This window comes from Streptomyces siamensis (assembly GCF_039543605.1).
GTDB classification, from domain to species: domain Bacteria; phylum Actinomycetota; class Actinomycetes; order Streptomycetales; family Streptomycetaceae; genus Streptomyces; species Streptomyces siamensis.
On sequence record NZ_BAABKB010000002.1, the window covers coordinates 159,597 to 173,494 of the forward strand.

Annotated in this window: 12 protein-coding genes; 8 read left to right on the top strand and 4 right to left on the bottom strand. The window is 71.6% G+C overall.

The annotated features are described in order from the left end of the window. Positions 1 to 75: 75 nt before the first annotated feature. Entirely contained in the window at positions 76 to 2,484 is a 2,409-nt protein-coding gene (locus ABEB03_RS03495; RefSeq protein ID WP_345640961.1) for a transglycosylase domain-containing protein, read from the bottom strand. A gap of 224 nt (positions 2,485 to 2,708) precedes the next feature. Here ABEB03_RS03495 and ABEB03_RS03500 point away from each other — a divergent pair, with 224 nt between their 5' ends. From ABEB03_RS03500 to ABEB03_RS03515, 4 genes are read left to right on the top strand one after another with little or no spacing between them, the layout of a single operon-like run. Continuing rightward, positions 2,709 to 3,509: an ABC transporter permease gene (locus ABEB03_RS03500; RefSeq protein WP_345640964.1), complete on the top strand. Its 801-nt coding sequence runs from the start codon at positions 2,709 to 2,711 to the stop codon at positions 3,507 to 3,509. 49 nt (positions 3,510 to 3,558) lie between these two features. Then, the gene (locus ABEB03_RS03505) at positions 3,559 to 4,392 is read left to right on the top strand and encodes an ABC transporter permease (protein ID WP_345644009.1); all 834 of its coding nucleotides are present in this window, start codon (positions 3,559 to 3,561) and stop codon (positions 4,390 to 4,392) included. A gap of 3 nt (positions 4,393 to 4,395) precedes the next feature. Then, positions 4,396 to 5,370, top strand: coding sequence for an ABC transporter ATP-binding protein (locus ABEB03_RS03510; RefSeq protein ID WP_345640967.1), 975 nt, complete (start codon positions 4,396 to 4,398; stop codon positions 5,368 to 5,370). Between the two features lie 10 nt (positions 5,371 to 5,380). Then, positions 5,381 to 6,265: a DUF1707 SHOCT-like domain-containing protein gene (locus ABEB03_RS03515; protein WP_345640970.1), complete on the top strand. Its 885-nt coding sequence runs from the start codon at positions 5,381 to 5,383 to the stop codon at positions 6,263 to 6,265. A gap of 381 nt (positions 6,266 to 6,646) precedes the next feature. On the opposite strand, the gene ABEB03_RS03520 is transcribed toward ABEB03_RS03515, so the two are convergent. Next, a complete protein-coding gene (locus ABEB03_RS03520; protein WP_345640973.1) occupies positions 6,647 to 8,032 on the bottom strand; it encodes an SGNH/GDSL hydrolase family protein in 1,386 nt (461 codons plus the stop codon). Positions 8,033 to 8,243: 211 nt separating this feature from the next. On the opposite strand from ABEB03_RS03520, the gene ABEB03_RS03525 reads away from it, so the two are divergent. The 4 genes from ABEB03_RS03525 to ABEB03_RS03540 all read left to right on the top strand — a co-directional run bounded on the left by ABEB03_RS03525 (position 8,244) and on the right by ABEB03_RS03540 (position 12,657). Then, entirely contained in the window at positions 8,244 to 9,623 is a 1,380-nt protein-coding gene (locus ABEB03_RS03525; protein ID WP_425589173.1) for a DUF445 domain-containing protein, read from the top strand. A 391-nt stretch (positions 9,624 to 10,014) separates the two neighbouring features. Beyond that, entirely contained in the window at positions 10,015 to 11,520 is a 1,506-nt protein-coding gene (locus ABEB03_RS03530) for an MFS transporter (protein WP_345640974.1), read from the top strand. A gap of 171 nt (positions 11,521 to 11,691) precedes the next feature. Then, positions 11,692 to 12,165: a hypothetical protein gene (locus ABEB03_RS03535; protein WP_345640977.1), complete on the top strand. Its 474-nt coding sequence runs from the start codon at positions 11,692 to 11,694 to the stop codon at positions 12,163 to 12,165. Positions 12,166 to 12,297: 132 nt separating this feature from the next. Then, positions 12,298 to 12,657, top strand: coding sequence for a VOC family protein (locus ABEB03_RS03540; RefSeq protein WP_345640980.1), 360 nt, complete (start codon positions 12,298 to 12,300; stop codon positions 12,655 to 12,657). Positions 12,658 to 12,723: 66 nt separating this feature from the next. Here the strand turns inward: ABEB03_RS03540 and ABEB03_RS03545 are convergent, their stop codons facing one another. Both ABEB03_RS03545 and ABEB03_RS03550 read right to left on the bottom strand, forming a co-directional pair. After that, positions 12,724 to 13,233 carry a levansucrase gene (locus ABEB03_RS03545; RefSeq protein WP_345640983.1) on the bottom strand — a complete coding sequence of 170 codons (510 nt, stop codon included), beginning with the start codon at positions 13,231 to 13,233 and terminating at the stop codon, positions 12,724 to 12,726. Between the two features lie 10 nt (positions 13,234 to 13,243). Beyond that, entirely contained in the window at positions 13,244 to 13,693 is a 450-nt protein-coding gene (locus tag ABEB03_RS03550) for a hypothetical protein (protein WP_345640986.1), read from the bottom strand. Positions 13,694 to 13,898 lie beyond the last annotated feature (205 nt).

Here is a 13,898-nt window from a genome sequence, read left to right on the forward strand (position 1 = left end):
CGGCGGCCCGGCCTCCGGCCCGGCCGCTGACCCACCCGGCCATCGACCGGCCCGGTCACCGGCCGGGCCGAGGTACTAGGAGCGGCGGTGCGGGGCCCGGCCGAAGGGGTTGGTGCCGGCGATCGTCCCGGTCGTGCCGCCGTCGGTCGTGCCACCGTCCGTCGCCCCTCCGGTGCCGGTGCCGTCGGTGGTCCCCCCGTCGGTGGTGCCGCCGTCGGTGGTCCCGCCGTCCGTGGTGCCGCCGTCGATCGTGCCGCCGTCCGTGGTGCCGCCGTCCGTCTGGCCCTCGATCTGCCCCTGGCTCTGGCCCTGGTCCTGGCCCTCCGTCCCGCCCTCGGTCCGGCCCTCGACCTGTCCTTGGCTCTGGCCCTGGTCCTGGCCCTGGATGTCCTGGCCGTCCGACGTGCCGCCGTCGTCGTCCTGGCCGCCGATGGTGTCCGGCGTGCTGGGTTCGGTCGTCGGGGTCTGCGTCTGCTCGGCGCCCGGCTGGAGCTGGAGGTCGAAGTCCGACACCGGGGTGCCGCGGAGCGCGGTCCGGGTGAACTGCGCCCAGATCCGGGCCGGGTAGGCGCCGCCGTTGATGCGGTTCTCGCCGAGGGCGCCGTACAGCGGCTTGTGAGCGCCGGTGTCGGGGTCCTGGCCCATCACGGACACCACGGTGGCGAGGTCCGGGGTGTAGCCCGCGAACCAGGCGGCCTGGTCCTCCTCGGCGGTGCCGGTCTTGCCGGCCGCGGGGCGGCCCGCGGCCTGTGCGGCCGTGCCGGTGCCGCCCTGGACGACGCTGCGCAGGACGGAGGTGGTGGTGTCCGCCGCTTCGCGGCTCACCGCCTGGTGAGTGTCGTGGCTCGGCAGGTCCACGACCTCCGCGCCGTCCTTGGTGATCTTCTCGACGAGCGTGTACGTGCCGCGCCTGCCGTGGTTGGCGAGGGTGGCGTAGGCCTCCGCCATGTCGAGGACGCTGGCGGTGGCCGGGCCGAGTGCGATGGAGGGGGAGGCGGTCAGGTCGGGGGTGTTCGAGGGGACGCCGAGGGACACGGCCGTCTTCTCGACCTCGTCCGGGCCGACGTCGACGGCCATCTGCGCGTACACCGAGTTCACGGACCGGTCCGTGGCGGTGCGCACGGTGATGTCGCCGTACGAGTAGCCGTCCTCGTTCTCGGGGGCGTAGGCGGCGCCGCTCCAGCCCCGTACGGAGCGCTTGTTGGTGCCGTCGTAGACGGTGTTCGGGTTGATCATGCGGCCGTCGCGGGTCGTCGAGTGGTTCTCGACGGCGGAGGTGAACACGAACGGCTTGAAGGTGGAGCCGACCTGGTAGTCGCGGCGGGTCGCGTTGTTCACGTACTGCTTGGTGTAGTCGATGCCGCCGTACATGGCGACGACCTTGCCGTTGGCGGGGTCGATGGCGACGCCGCCCGCGCGGACGTAGGTGTCGGTCTTGCGGTTCTTCTTGTCGAGCTTGTCCATCACCTGGTCGTCGACGGCCTTCACGAAGGCGTCCTGCTTGGGCTTCTGCAGTGTGGTGGTGATCCGGTAGCCGCCGGCGGCGAGGGTGTCCTCGTCGATGATCTCGTTGCTCGTGAGGTACTCCTTGACGGCCTGCACGAGATAGCCGCGCTGGCCGGACATGCCGGCCGAGCCCTTGGCCTGCTTGGGCGCGGGGAACTTCACGCCGGTGCGTTCCGCGGGGGTGAGCCACTTCTTGGCGACCATGCCGTCGAGGACGTAGTTCCAGCGGGCGAGGGCGGCGGGCTTGTTCTCGGGGTGCGCGATCACGTCGTACTCGCTGGGCGCGTTGAGGAGGGCGGCGAGGTAGGCGCCCTGGCCGACCGTCAGTTCGTCCGCGTCGACGCCGTAGTAGGCCTGGGCGGCGGCCTGGATCCCGTAAGCGTTGCGGCCGTAGTAGCTGGTGTTGAGGTAGCCCTCCAGGATGTCGTCCTTGCTCTTCTCCCGGTCCAGCTTGATGGAGATGAAGAACTCCTTCGCCTTCCGCGTGACGGTCTGCTCCTGGCCCAGGTAGTAGTTCTTCACGTACTGCTGGGTGATCGTCGAGCCGGACTGCCTGCCCTTGCCGGTGGCGGTGTTCCAGGCGGCGCGGAGCATCGCCTGCGGGTCGACGGCCGACTCGCTGTAGAAGTCCCGGTCCTCGGCCGCGAGCGTGGCGTGCTGGGCGTCCTTGGAGATCTTCGCGAGTGAGACGTTCTCGCGGTTGACCTCGCCGTCCCGGGCGAGCTGGCTGCCGTCGGCGTACAGGTAGACGTTGCTCTGCTTGGTCGCCGCGGCGTTCGCGGGCGGGATCTTCACCAGGTAGTAGCCGAGCGCGAAGAAGCCGATCAGGAGCAGCATCGCGACGAGGAACGTGCCGAACACCATCCGCCAGGTCGGCACGAGCCGGCGCCAGCCGGTGCGCCCCCGCTTCTGCTTCTTGCCGGGCTCGCCCGGTGCTCCTTCCTGCGGACCCGCTCCGTGCTGCGGCTCGTCACTCATCTGTTCGCCGGACTCCCGTTTCGCTTCGTACGTCGCCGTACGACCTCGTACGCCTTGTGCGCCCCCACTTGAAGACTTTCGCACCCGTCATTCCGTTCCCGGTTCCCGGCACGCGTCCCGCCCGGAAAATGCATGGCGGGTGTCTCGGCCCCGCGGTTAGGCTCCGGACCTTTGGCCTCGGCGCGGCTGCCGGCGGGCTCGGGCACACCAGAGAGGATCTCCTCGTGGGCACAGGGCGGTTGTACGCCGCCGTCGCGGTCGGCGGGTTCCGGCGCTACGCCACGTACCGGACCGCCACGGCGGCGGGGGTGTTCACCAACACCGTCTTCGGGCTGATCCTGGCGTACATCTTCATCGCGTTGTGGGACGACAGACCGCATCTCGGCGGCTACGACCAGGCGCAGGCGCTCAGTTACGTGTGGCTGGGCCAGGCACTGCTGATGGTCGTCGCGGTGATGGGCGGCGGCTTCGAGGACGAGCTGATCGAGAGAATCCGTACGGGTGACATCGCGATCGACCTGTACCGGCCCGCCGACCTCCAGTTGTGGTGGCTGGCCCAGGACGCGGGCCGTGCCCTGTTCCATCTGCTGGGCCGCGGTGTCGTCCCGCTCGCGTTCGGCGCGCTCTTCTTCGACCTGGCGCTGCCCGCCGACCCGCTGGCCTGGATCGCGTTCCTGGTGGCGGTGGCGCTCGGTGTGGTCGTCAGCTTCGCCCTGCGCTTCCTGGTGGCGCTCTGCGCGTTCTGGCTCCTCGACGGGGCCGGGGTGGCCCAACTCGCGTGGATCGCGGGCATCTTCTGTTCGGGGATGCTGCTGCCGCTGAACGTGTTCCCGGGTGTCCTCGGCGAGGTGGTGCGCGCCCTGCCCTGGTCGTCGCTGATCCAGGCGCCCGTGGACGTCCTGCTCGGCACGGCCGACCTGCCGCGCACCTACCTCTTCCAGGCGGCCTGGGCCGCCGCGCTGCTCGCGGCCGGGCGGCTCGTCCAGTCCGCGGCGACACGACGGGTGGTGGTGCAGGGTGGTTAGCCCCGCGCGCGACGGCACACGCCCCGCGGAGCGGGGTCCGGCGGACGTCGTGTGGGCCCCGCAGGGCAGGTACGAGCAGGTCCGCGAGGGACTGCGGGCCTACCGGATGATCGCCGCCATGTGGATCCGTTCCACGATGGCCTACCGTGCCTCCTTCGCGATGACCACCTTCGGCAACTTCGCGGCGACCGCTCTCGACTTCGCCGCGATCCTGCTGATGTTCTCGCAGGTCGACCGGCTCGGCGGCTACTCGCTGCCCGAGGTGGCCTTCCTGTACGGGGTGGCGGGCACCGCCTTCGGGTTCGCCGACCTGGCGTTCGGCTCGATGGACCGGCTCGGCCGGCGGGTGCGCGACGGCACTCTCGACACCCTCCTGGTGCGTCCCGCGCCCGTGCTCGCGCAGGTCGCCGCGGACCGCTTCGCGCTGCGCCGCCTCGGCCGCATCACCCAGGGACTGCTGGTCCTCGGGTACGCCGTCGCCGTGCTCGACGTGTCCTGGACGCCGCTCAAGGTCCTCATGGTCCCGCTGATGCTGCTCAGCGGCGGAGTGATCTTCGCCGCGGTGTTCGTGGGCGGCGCGGCGTTCCAGTTCGTCGCCCAGGACGCCTCCGAGGTGCAGAACTCCTTCACCTACGGCGGCAGCACGCTCCTTCAGTACCCGCCCACCGTCTTCGCCACGGAGCTGCTGCGCGGGGTGACCTTCGTGTTCCCGATCGCGTTCGTCAACTGGCTGCCCGCGCTGTACGTGCTGGGGCGGCCCTATCCGCTCGACCTGCCGACGTGGGTCGCCTTCGCACCGCCGCTGGTCGCGGCGGTCTGCTGCGTGCCGGCGGGTCTCGCCTGGCGCGCGGGCCTTCGGTCGTACCGCAGCACAGGGAGCTGACCCATGGACAACGAGGACGCCGACCTCATCCTTCTCGACCGTGTGGAGAAGGTCTTCGAGGTGCGCAGAAGGACCGGCTTCCTGCGCGCCGAACGGAGGCAGGTGCGCGCCGTGGACTCGCTGTCGTTCGCCGTGCGGCGCGGTGAGATGGTCGGCTACATCGGGCCGAACGGCGCGGGTAAGTCGACCACCGTCAAGATGCTCACCGGCATCCTGACACCGAGTGGCGGCCGGCTGCGGGTCGCGGGCATCGACCCGTCCCGCGAGCGCACCCGTCTCGCGCGGCGCATCGGGGTGGTGTTCGGGCAGCGTACGACCCTGTGGTGGGACCTCCCGCTGATCGACTCCTACCGGCTGATGCACCGCATGTACCGCATCCCGGACGGCCGCTACCGCGAGAACCTCGACCGCTGCGTCGAACTCCTCGACCTCGGTGACCTGTTGGACGTGCCGGTACGGCAGCTCTCCCTGGGGCAGCGGATGCGCGGTGACATCGCTGCCGCGCTGCTGCACGACCCCGAGGTGCTCTACCTCGACGAGCCGACCATCGGCCTGGACGTGATCAGCAAGGCGCGGGTGCGGGAGTTCCTGCGCGACCTGAACGCCGAACGCGGCACGACCGTGCTGCTGACCACCCACGACCTCACCGACATCGAGCAGTTGTGCCGGCGGGTGATGGTCATCGACCACGGCCGGCTGGTGTACGACGGCTCGCCGGCCGGGCTGCACGAGGTGGGGGAGAGCGAGCGGACGCTGGTCGTGGACCTGGAGCGGGAGCTTCCGCCGATCGAGGCGGAGCCGGCGCGGGTGGTGAAGGTGGAGGGGCCGCGCCAGTGGCTGGCCTTCCCCGCCTCCGAGTCGGCCGCTCCGCTCGTGGCCAGGATCGCGGCACGCTACCCGCTCGTCGACCTCTCGGTGCGCGAGCCGGACATCGAGGCGGTCATCAGCCGCATGTACGCGGGCAAGGCAGTCTCGTAGGCTGACCTCCATGACCGACGATGTGCCGGAACTGCGAGCCTCCGACGCCGACCGTGAACGAGTCGCCGAGCAGCTGAGGGACGCCCTCGCGGAAGGCCGTCTCGACATGGAGGAGTTCGAGGAGCGGCTGGAGGCGACCTACCAGGCCCGTACGTACGGGGAGCTGGCGCCGATCACCCGCGACCTTCCGGGCTCGGCGGTCGCGGCCCCGGTCTCCATGGTCAAGGAGCCTGTGGGGGAGGGCAGTTGGGCTGGGCGGATCGTAGGCGGCGAGGGGTCGTCCTCGTGGGGCGTCGCGATCCTGTCGGGCTTCGAGCGCAGGGGCCGCTGGACGGTCCCCAGGCGCTTCAACTCCTTCGCGTTCATGGGCGGCGGCGAGATCGACCTGCGCGAGGCGAACTTCGCGGACCGTGACGTGGTCATCAACTGTGTGGCGGTCATGGGCGGTGTCAATGTCATCGTGCCGCCCGGTGTCGAGGTGGTCGTCCGCGGCATCGGCATCATGGGCGGGTTCGACCACCGCGAGGAGGGACGGCCCGGGGAGCCCGGGGCGCCCAGGGTGATCGTCACGGGCTTCGCGTTCTGGGGCGGTGTCGGCGTCGAACGCAAGCTGACCCGCGCCGAGCGGCAGCGTCTGAAGGCGGAGCGCCGGCAGGAGAAGCTGGACCGCAAGGCGGCCCGCGCCGAGCTGGAGGGAGCGGAGGCCGGGGGGTCCCGGCGGGAGGCTCTCGGCGACATGTTCGACGCGCTCGACGAGGCCCGCGATCTGATCCGCGAGCGCCACGAGGAGCGCTGGGCGCGCCACGAGGAGCGCCGTGAGCGGCACTGGGCCCGGCAGGAGGAGCGCCGCGAGCGCCACCGGGAGCGGCGCGAGCACCGCGACCGGGACTACTGACCGCACCGGTCGCCGACCGCCCCGCCCGGGCCGCCGACCGCCCCGCCCGGGCCGCCGACCGCCCCGTGCGGGCCCCCGACGGTCCGCGACCGGTACCGCGACGGGGACTACTGACCGCACCGGTCGCCGGCTGCCCGCCTGGGCCGTGCGGGCCTCGGACGGTCCGGGAGCCGGGCCGCTGCCGGGTCCTGCGGTGCTGCCGCGCCCCGTGCTGTTGCCGGCGCCCTGTGGTGCTGCCTGAGCCCTTGAGGCGCCTCCGGCCCGGGTTCGGTTCTTCAGGCCCCTTCAGGCTCCGGGGGCCGGTGTCCGTCCGGCCCGCACCTTCCTCCGGCCCCGGGGCATGGTCCCCCAGGGAGCGCCTCGCCGGCACGTGGGGAAGCCTTACAGCTCTGCCGGGGCCGAGCCCTTCAGGTCGTCCAGGTCGAAGACCTCGGCCATCTTCCGGTACCCCTTGTCGCTCGGGTGCAGGTGGTCGCCCGAGTCGTAGTCGGACCGCAGCCGCCGCGGGTTGTACGGGTCGCGCAGCGCGGCGTCGAAGTCGACGACGTCGTCGTACACCTTCCCCGACCGGATCTCCGCGTTGACGGCCTGCCGCACGGCCTCGCGCGCGGCGGTGTAGCCGCGGTGCCCCTGAAACGGCATCAGGGTGGCGCCGACGACCCGCAGTCCGCGGGCGTGCGCCTGACGCACCAGCTTCCGCAGGCCGTCGGTGACGGTGACCGGGTCGACCTGGTTCGGGTTGCGCAGGATGTCGTTGACGCCGAGGTCGATCACGACGGCCCTGACATTGGTGCGGTCGAGGACGTCACGCCCGAACCGCGACAGCCCGCTCGGGTTGTCCGCCGGCCGGCCGAGCCCCGCCGCGAGCACCTGGTTGCCGCTGATTCCCTGGTTGACGACGCTGTAGCGGGGCGTGTCGCCCGACCCGGCCGCGGCCCGCAGCCGGTCCGAAAGGACGTCGGTCCAGCGGTGGTTGGCGCCGACCGTCGACGTGATGCCGTCGGTCAGTGAGTCGCCGAGGACGACGACGGTGCCCGCCGCCTCGTCGCTCAGCACGTCCAGCGCCGTCAAGTACCGCCAGTAATCGCTCTGTTCGGTGTACGCAGTGCTGGTCACGTCCTCCGTGCGGTCGCCGTCCGCGACGTACGAGACCTGCCGCGCGTGCGGGTGGTAGGTGACCGGGCCGGACTCGGTCGGCGCGTAGGTGGTCACGAGGACGTCCGCGCCGTGCGGGATCCGCACGCGCACCGCGTCGCTCATCACCTGCCCGCCCGCCGGGATGACGACCGTGGGGCTGCCGCCGAAGGTGAGGCGGCGCATGGTGTCGGCCGCCGCGGCGGCGTTGTTCGGCGTCGCGGCGACGGCGAGCGAGACGTGCGTGAGGGTCAGCGGCTGCTGCCCGTAAAGATTGGAAAGCGTGATGCGGGCACTCGTACCACCGGCGCTCGCGTGCACGACGTTGCGTATGGAGCGGCCCGCCATGCCGTGCGTCTCGGTGCCGGGCTCGGCCCCCACGGGGGAGGCCGACCATGCGCCGACCCAGGTGCCCGTGGAGGCGGGCGCCGCCGAGTTGTGCGGTGCACGGCCCGCGGCGAGGTTGTTGTGGTCGCCGCTCCCGTCGTCGGCCGAGACACCGATGTAGATGCCGGCGGAAAGGACCACGACCAGGGCGATGATCGCGGCCAACAGGGCGCCGTGTCTCACGGGGACTGCGGACGTCTGTGGGTCCACAGCGTGCCCCGCACCCCCGACGTGACGCTTGGTCATGCGGTGCGTGTCTCCTCGGACGATGGGAGCCCGAGGCTCCGATGTGATCACCCCATGATGCGTCATGGGGCGGAAGAACACCGACAGCGCCCCCTACGGGACCCCTTGGTCGATTCCCCCTCCGAACAGACGCCGGGAACTCCTGGTCCGTTCCAGGAGTCGGTCAGGAAGGAGCCCAGGAAGGGACAATGTGTACGGGCACTGAGAACGGATGGAGTGGATGGAACGCACGAAATCAGGTGAAACAAGCGATCCAGAGCAGCCTGCCCGGTCCGCCGCCGCCGTGAACACCGCGACGACGGCGACCGCCGGGCGGCCGGGCCGGGCGATGACCACCTTCAGCCCCGCCGACGAGGAGCGCCGCCGCGGAGTGCGCCGTATGAAGGCGACGGCGACGGGTCTGCTGCTGCTCGTCGCGCTCGTCTACGTCCTCGCCAAGTGGGCGTCCCACGAGGGCGCCGGCGCCTGGGCCGGGTATGTGGCGGCGGCGGCCGAAGCGGGCATGGTCGGCGCCCTCGCCGACTGGTTCGCGGTCACGGCCCTGTTCCGTCATCCGCTCGGCCTGCCCATCCCGCACACCGCGATCATCCCCACCAAGAAGGACCAGCTCGGGGTCTCTCTCGGCGAGTTCGTCGGCGAGAACTTCCTGTCGGAGGAGGTCGTGCGCCAGCGGCTGCGGGCCGTCGGCATCGGCAGCAGGCTCGGCTCCTGGCTCGCCGAACCGGAACACGCCGACCGGGTGACGGCCGAACTGGCGACCGCGCTGCGCGGCGCGCTGGCCGTCCTGCGGGACTCCGACGTGCAGGCCGTGGTCGGCGAGGCCATCACGCGCCGCGCCGATGCCCAGGAGATCGCCCCCGGCATTGGCAAGCTGCTGGAGCGGATCGTCGCGGACGGCGGCCACAGACGCGTCGTGGACCTGATCTGTGTCCGCGCCCACGACTGGCTGGTGCTGCACGACGAGCAGGTCCTGGACGCCGTGCAGGGCGGGGCCCCCGGCTGGACCCCCCGGTTCGTCGACAAGCGGGTCGGCGAACGGGTCTACAAGGAGCTGCTCCGCTTCGTCACCGAGATGCGCGACGCCCCCTCGCACCCGGCGCGCGGCGCACTCGACCGCTTCCTCACCGACTTCGCCTCCGACCTCCAGTCCGACACCGACACCCGCGCGCGCGTGGAGCGGCTCAAGGGCGAGGTCCTGGGCCGCGGGGAGGTCCAGGACCTCATCGCCTCCGCCTGGACCGCCGTACGCTCCATGATCGTGTCCGCCGCCGAGGACGAGCGGAGCGAGCTGCGGCTGCGCGTGCGGGCCTCGCTGCTGTCGCTGGGCGCCCGCATGGCCACCGAGCCCAAGATCCAGGCGAAGGTCGACTCCTGGGTGGAGGACGCGGCGGTGTACGTGGTGACGACGTACCGCACGGAGATCACCTCGCTGATCACCGACACCGTCGCGAGCTGGGACGCCGAGCACACCACCCGGAAGATCGAGGCGCACATCGGACGCGACCTCCAGTTCATCCGGATCAACGGCACGGTGGTGGGCTCGCTGGCGGGTCTGCTGATCTACGTGGTGTCGCGGGCGCTGGGGGCCTGAGCGGCGAACGCCGGCCGTCGGCCCGAGCGGCCGTCGTCGGCCCGAACGGCCGTCGTCGGCCCTGGCCGGGGTCGTCGGCCCGAGCGCCGGCCGGTGGCGGGCCTGTGGGCCTGTGCTGCCGGGCGCGGGTGCGGGGGGCCGGATGCGGGCCCCTGCTGCCGGGTGCGAGTGCAGGGCGTGCGGTGCAGGCTGGAGGGATGGAGGCCCTTCCCCCGCGGCTGCCGGGTGCAGGCATGGTGGACCCCTCCCGCCGGTGCCGCGTACAGGGCTGGAGGTCCCTCCCGCCGATGCCGCGTGCAGGCCCGCACGTCCGCCCGGCCGGCGCCGTGCGCAGGCGTGAAGGCCGGAGGCAGGGGCACCCGGACGTGGTTCGCTCAGGAAAGAGGGAGCCATGACCGCACCAGCCCCGGGCGCCTCCGGACCCGCCCCCACCGGCACCGTCACCACGGACGTGCCCGCCCGCCTCGACCGGCTACCCTGGTCCCGCTGGCACTGGATGATCGTGATCGGCCTGGGAACCGTGTGGATCCTGGACGGTCTGGAGGTCACCACCGTAGGCAACATCGCCGGACGGCTCTCCGAGGAGGGCAGCGGCCTCGCCATCACCTCCGCCCAGGTCACCGGCACCGCCGCGGCCCTGTACGTGGCGGGCGCCTGCGCGGGCGCCCTCTTCTTCGGCCGGCTCACCGACCGCTACGGCCGCAAGAAGCTCTTCATGGTCACCCTCGCCGTCTACCTCTCGGCGACCGCGCTGACCGCGCTCTCCGTCGACGCCTGGTGGTTCTTCGCCTTCCGCTTCCTCACCGGCTTCGGCATCGGCGGCGAGTACGCCGCCATCAACTCCGCGATCGACGAACTCATCCCCGCCAAGTACCGGGGCCGGGTCGACCTGATCATCAACGGCAGCTACTGGCTCGGCGCGATCGGCGGCGCACTGCTGTCCATCGTCATGCTGAACACGGACATCTTCCCCGCGAACATCGGCTGGCGGCTCACCTTCGGCCTCGGTGTGGTCCTCGGACTGGTGATCCTGCTGGTCAGGCGGCATGTGCCGGAGAGCCCGCGGTGGCAGTTCATCCACGGCCGGGGCGAGGAGGCCGAGGAACTGGTCGCCTCCGTCGAACGGGACGTGGAGCGGGAGAAGGGCGCACCGCTGCCCCGCGCCCGCGGCGAGATCACCATCCGGCAGCGCAAGAGCATCGGCTTCGGCATCATCGCCAGGACCGTGTTCGCGCACTATCCCAAGCGTGCCGTCCTCAGCCTCGCCCTGTTCATCGGCCAGGCCTTCCTCTACAACGCGATCACCTTCGGCTTCGGCGCCATCCTCACCAAGTTCTTCGACGTGCCCACCGGCGGCACCGGCTACTACTTCGCCGTCATCGCGGCCGGCAACTTCCTCGGCCCGCTGCTGCTCGGCAAGCTCTTCGACACCGTCGGCCGCCGGATCATGATCTCCTCGACGTACCTGCTCTCGGGCTTGCTGCTGTTCGGCACGGCCTGGCTCTTCGACCGCGGCTCGCTGAGCGCGGCGACGCTCACGGCCTGCTGGTGCGCGGTCCTCTTCTTCGCGTCCGCGGGTGCCTCCAGCGCGTATCTCACGGTCTCCGAGATCTTCCCGATGGAGACCCGCGCCATGGCCATCGCCTTCTTCTACGCCATCGGCACCGCCGCGGGCGGCATCAGCGGCCCGCTGGTCTTCGCCGACCTCACGGAGTCCGGGGTGGTCGGCGACACCGTGCTCGCCTTCCGGATCGGCGCGGCCCTGATGTGCGCGGCGGGCCTGGTCGCCGCGTTCCTCGCGGTGAACGCCGAGCGCCGTTCGCTGGAGGACATCGCCACGCCACTGTCGGTGGAACCGACCGGGGCCGCCGCGTCGTCCGCGTCGACGAGGAGCTGACCCCCCGCACGGGCCCCGGGCCGCGGCTGGGCTCCCAGCCCCCGGGGCCCGCGGCGGGCCCCGGCTTTCGGGCACGGCCCGGCAGACGCCCCCGGGCACACGGAACTGAGTACGGGCACCTGAGTACGCGTACTCTGTCGGCCCGCCGCCCGGACGGGAACCCTCGTACGCATGACCGAGAAGCTGTTGAGCCCCCTGCGAACGTGCCCCGGGCCGGAACGCCGGCTGACGCGCCTGCTCGGCGCCGTGCTCTCCTGCACGGCGTATCTCCTGTGCCTGCCCTGGGACCTGGGCAACCGCCGGACGACGGAGGGCTCCCTCACGGAGACGAGCCCCGTGACCGGCGCCGGCGTCGTGACCCTCGCCGTGGTCCTGCTGCTCCTGGCCGCCTACTTCGGCCACCGGGACGCGCTGGCCTGGGCGTTGCTGCTGGTCGCGGTCGGACCGGCGACGCTGCTGTACGTGTCGCTGCGCACGCATCCCGGCCCCCCGGACGGGTTCGCGGGCGCATGGCCGCTGGTATGGGCGTTCTTCACGCTGCTGATGGCGACCGGGGTGCTCGTCGCGGCGGCGGTGGCACGGCAGTTCAGGGCAGACTTGGCGGACGACTTCAACGAGGAACTGAGCCTGGCCCGCCGCCCGTGACGCGCGAGGAGCCGTCGCCGACGGCCACGAGGAGCCGTAACCGGCGGCCACGAAGGCGTGAGGAGCCGTAACTGGCGGCCACGAGGCGCGAGGAGCCGTCACCGGCGGCCACGAAGGTGTGAGGAGCCCCGCATGACCGTGCGCAGGATCGTCCCGGACGTCCACGTCGGGTCGGAGAAGGACATGGCCACCAGCCGGGACTTCTACGGCCTGCTCGGCTTCGAGGAGGTCATGCACCTGGGCTGGGTCATGACACTGGCCTCCCCCTCCAACCCCACCGCCCAGATCAGCTTCTTCACCGAGGAGCGCACCGCCCCCGTCGTCCCCGACCTGAGCGTGGAGGTCGAGGACGTGGAGGCGGTCTACGAGCAGGTCCTCGCCTCGGGCGCCGAGGTCGTACGCGAACTGCGCGAGGAGGAGTGGGGCGTACGGCGCTTCTTCGTACGGGACCCGAACGGGCGGGTGGTCAACGTGCTGGAGCACCGGACGTGAGCCGCTCGCGCCGGACGCCCGGAACCCGGGGAGCCCGGAACCCCGGGCGCCCCGGGGGGCGGTCGGTCACTGCCCGTAGAAGTACCGCGAACCCTTCTCGATGAAGTACGAGGCGTAGACGCGGCCGAGGGCCGGCTTCCCGCGGTACATCCCCACGTGGTTGCGCGAGCTGTCGACCACGACGGGCCGCGTCATGCAGGCGAACTTGATGCGCTGCTGCGCCTCCGCCCACTGCACGGCGGCCGGATCGACCCGGTCGCTGACGAGCAGCGGGAAGGCGCCGATGCCGTTCTGCATCCCCACGGGCAGACCGCCCTTGGTGTCCTTGGCGTACTTCATCACCTGGTCCGTGAAGGCCGAGACGACGGGCACGGTTATCTCCGGGACCGCCGCGGCCACCGTGAACAGATGCAGCCTGGTCGCCATCCAGCGCATCTTGAAGTCGGCCCGCCGCCCCACGAGGACGGGCACCCCGGCCCAGTCCTCCCAGCGCGTCGCGCATCCGTCGGCCGTCAACTGGCGCTCCACGAAGGCCAGGTAGGCCCCCGGCGCCGACTGTTCCTGCTGTGGGTACATGGGCGGGATCCTAAGCCCCCGTGGTGGACCCCGGCCGCACGATCATCAGGACGGTGACGGTCGCCCACAGGAGGTTGAAGATCCCGGTGAACATGGCGAGCCGTACGGTCGTCCGCCGGTCGCCCGTGCCCTCCACGAGCGCGCTCTGACGGGGCAGGACCAGCGCGCCCAGGACCACCGCCGCCAGCGCGGTCAGCGCGATCGAGACGATCAGCCAGGTGTCACCGAGGACCCCCATGTCGCTCGCCGTGGCGAAGCCGAAGACGGGGACGGCGACGCCGACGACCGCGTACACCTGGCAGATGCGGTGCAGCAGGCGCGTGGTGGCGAGGGCACGCTCGTCGTCCGGCGCGGCGAGGGCTCTGCGCGCGGCGGGCGGGAACATGCTCGCGGCGACCGTCACGGGCCCGACGGCGACGATCGCGGCGATGACGTGGACGGCGAGGAGGAACTTCGTCACGGGGTGACGGTAGGGCGGGGGAGGATCTTGCAGAAGTGGCGGTTCTGCCAGGCCCCAACGGATTCTCGCCAGTGGGCCCCCTGGATCCCGTGGAGGCCTCTCACCCGGCCAGAATCCCGGAGTCACACCGGAGGGGCCGTCCCGGCCAAGCACGGACACCCAGGTCACGGGAGTGACCGGAAACCGTTGTCCACGTACGCTCTCG

Bases quoted from the DNA above. Each gene is read 5' to 3' on its own strand.
- ABEB03_RS03495 (WP_345640961.1), bottom strand. From the start codon at position 2,484: ATGAGTGACGAGCCGCAGCACGGAGCGGGTCCGCAGGAAGGAGCACCG.
- ABEB03_RS03510 (WP_345640967.1), top strand. From the start codon at position 4,396: ATGGACAACGAGGACGCCGACCTCATCCTTCTCGACCGTGTGGAGAAG.
- ABEB03_RS03515 (WP_345640970.1), top strand. From the start codon at position 5,381: ATGACCGACGATGTGCCGGAACTGCGAGCCTCCGACGCCGACCGTGAA.
- ABEB03_RS03520 (WP_345640973.1), bottom strand. From the start codon at position 8,032: ATGACCAAGCGTCACGTCGGGGGTGCGGGGCACGCTGTGGACCCACAG.
- ABEB03_RS03525 (WP_425589173.1), top strand. From the start codon at position 8,244: ATGGAGTGGATGGAACGCACGAAATCAGGTGAAACAAGCGATCCAGAG.
- ABEB03_RS03530 (WP_345640974.1), top strand. From the start codon at position 10,015: ATGACCGCACCAGCCCCGGGCGCCTCCGGACCCGCCCCCACCGGCACC.
- ABEB03_RS03535 (WP_345640977.1), top strand. From the start codon at position 11,692: ATGACCGAGAAGCTGTTGAGCCCCCTGCGAACGTGCCCCGGGCCGGAA.
- ABEB03_RS03540 (WP_345640980.1), top strand. From the start codon at position 12,298: ATGACCGTGCGCAGGATCGTCCCGGACGTCCACGTCGGGTCGGAGAAG.
- ABEB03_RS03545 (WP_345640983.1), bottom strand. From the start codon at position 13,233: ATGTACCCACAGCAGGAACAGTCGGCGCCGGGGGCCTACCTGGCCTTC.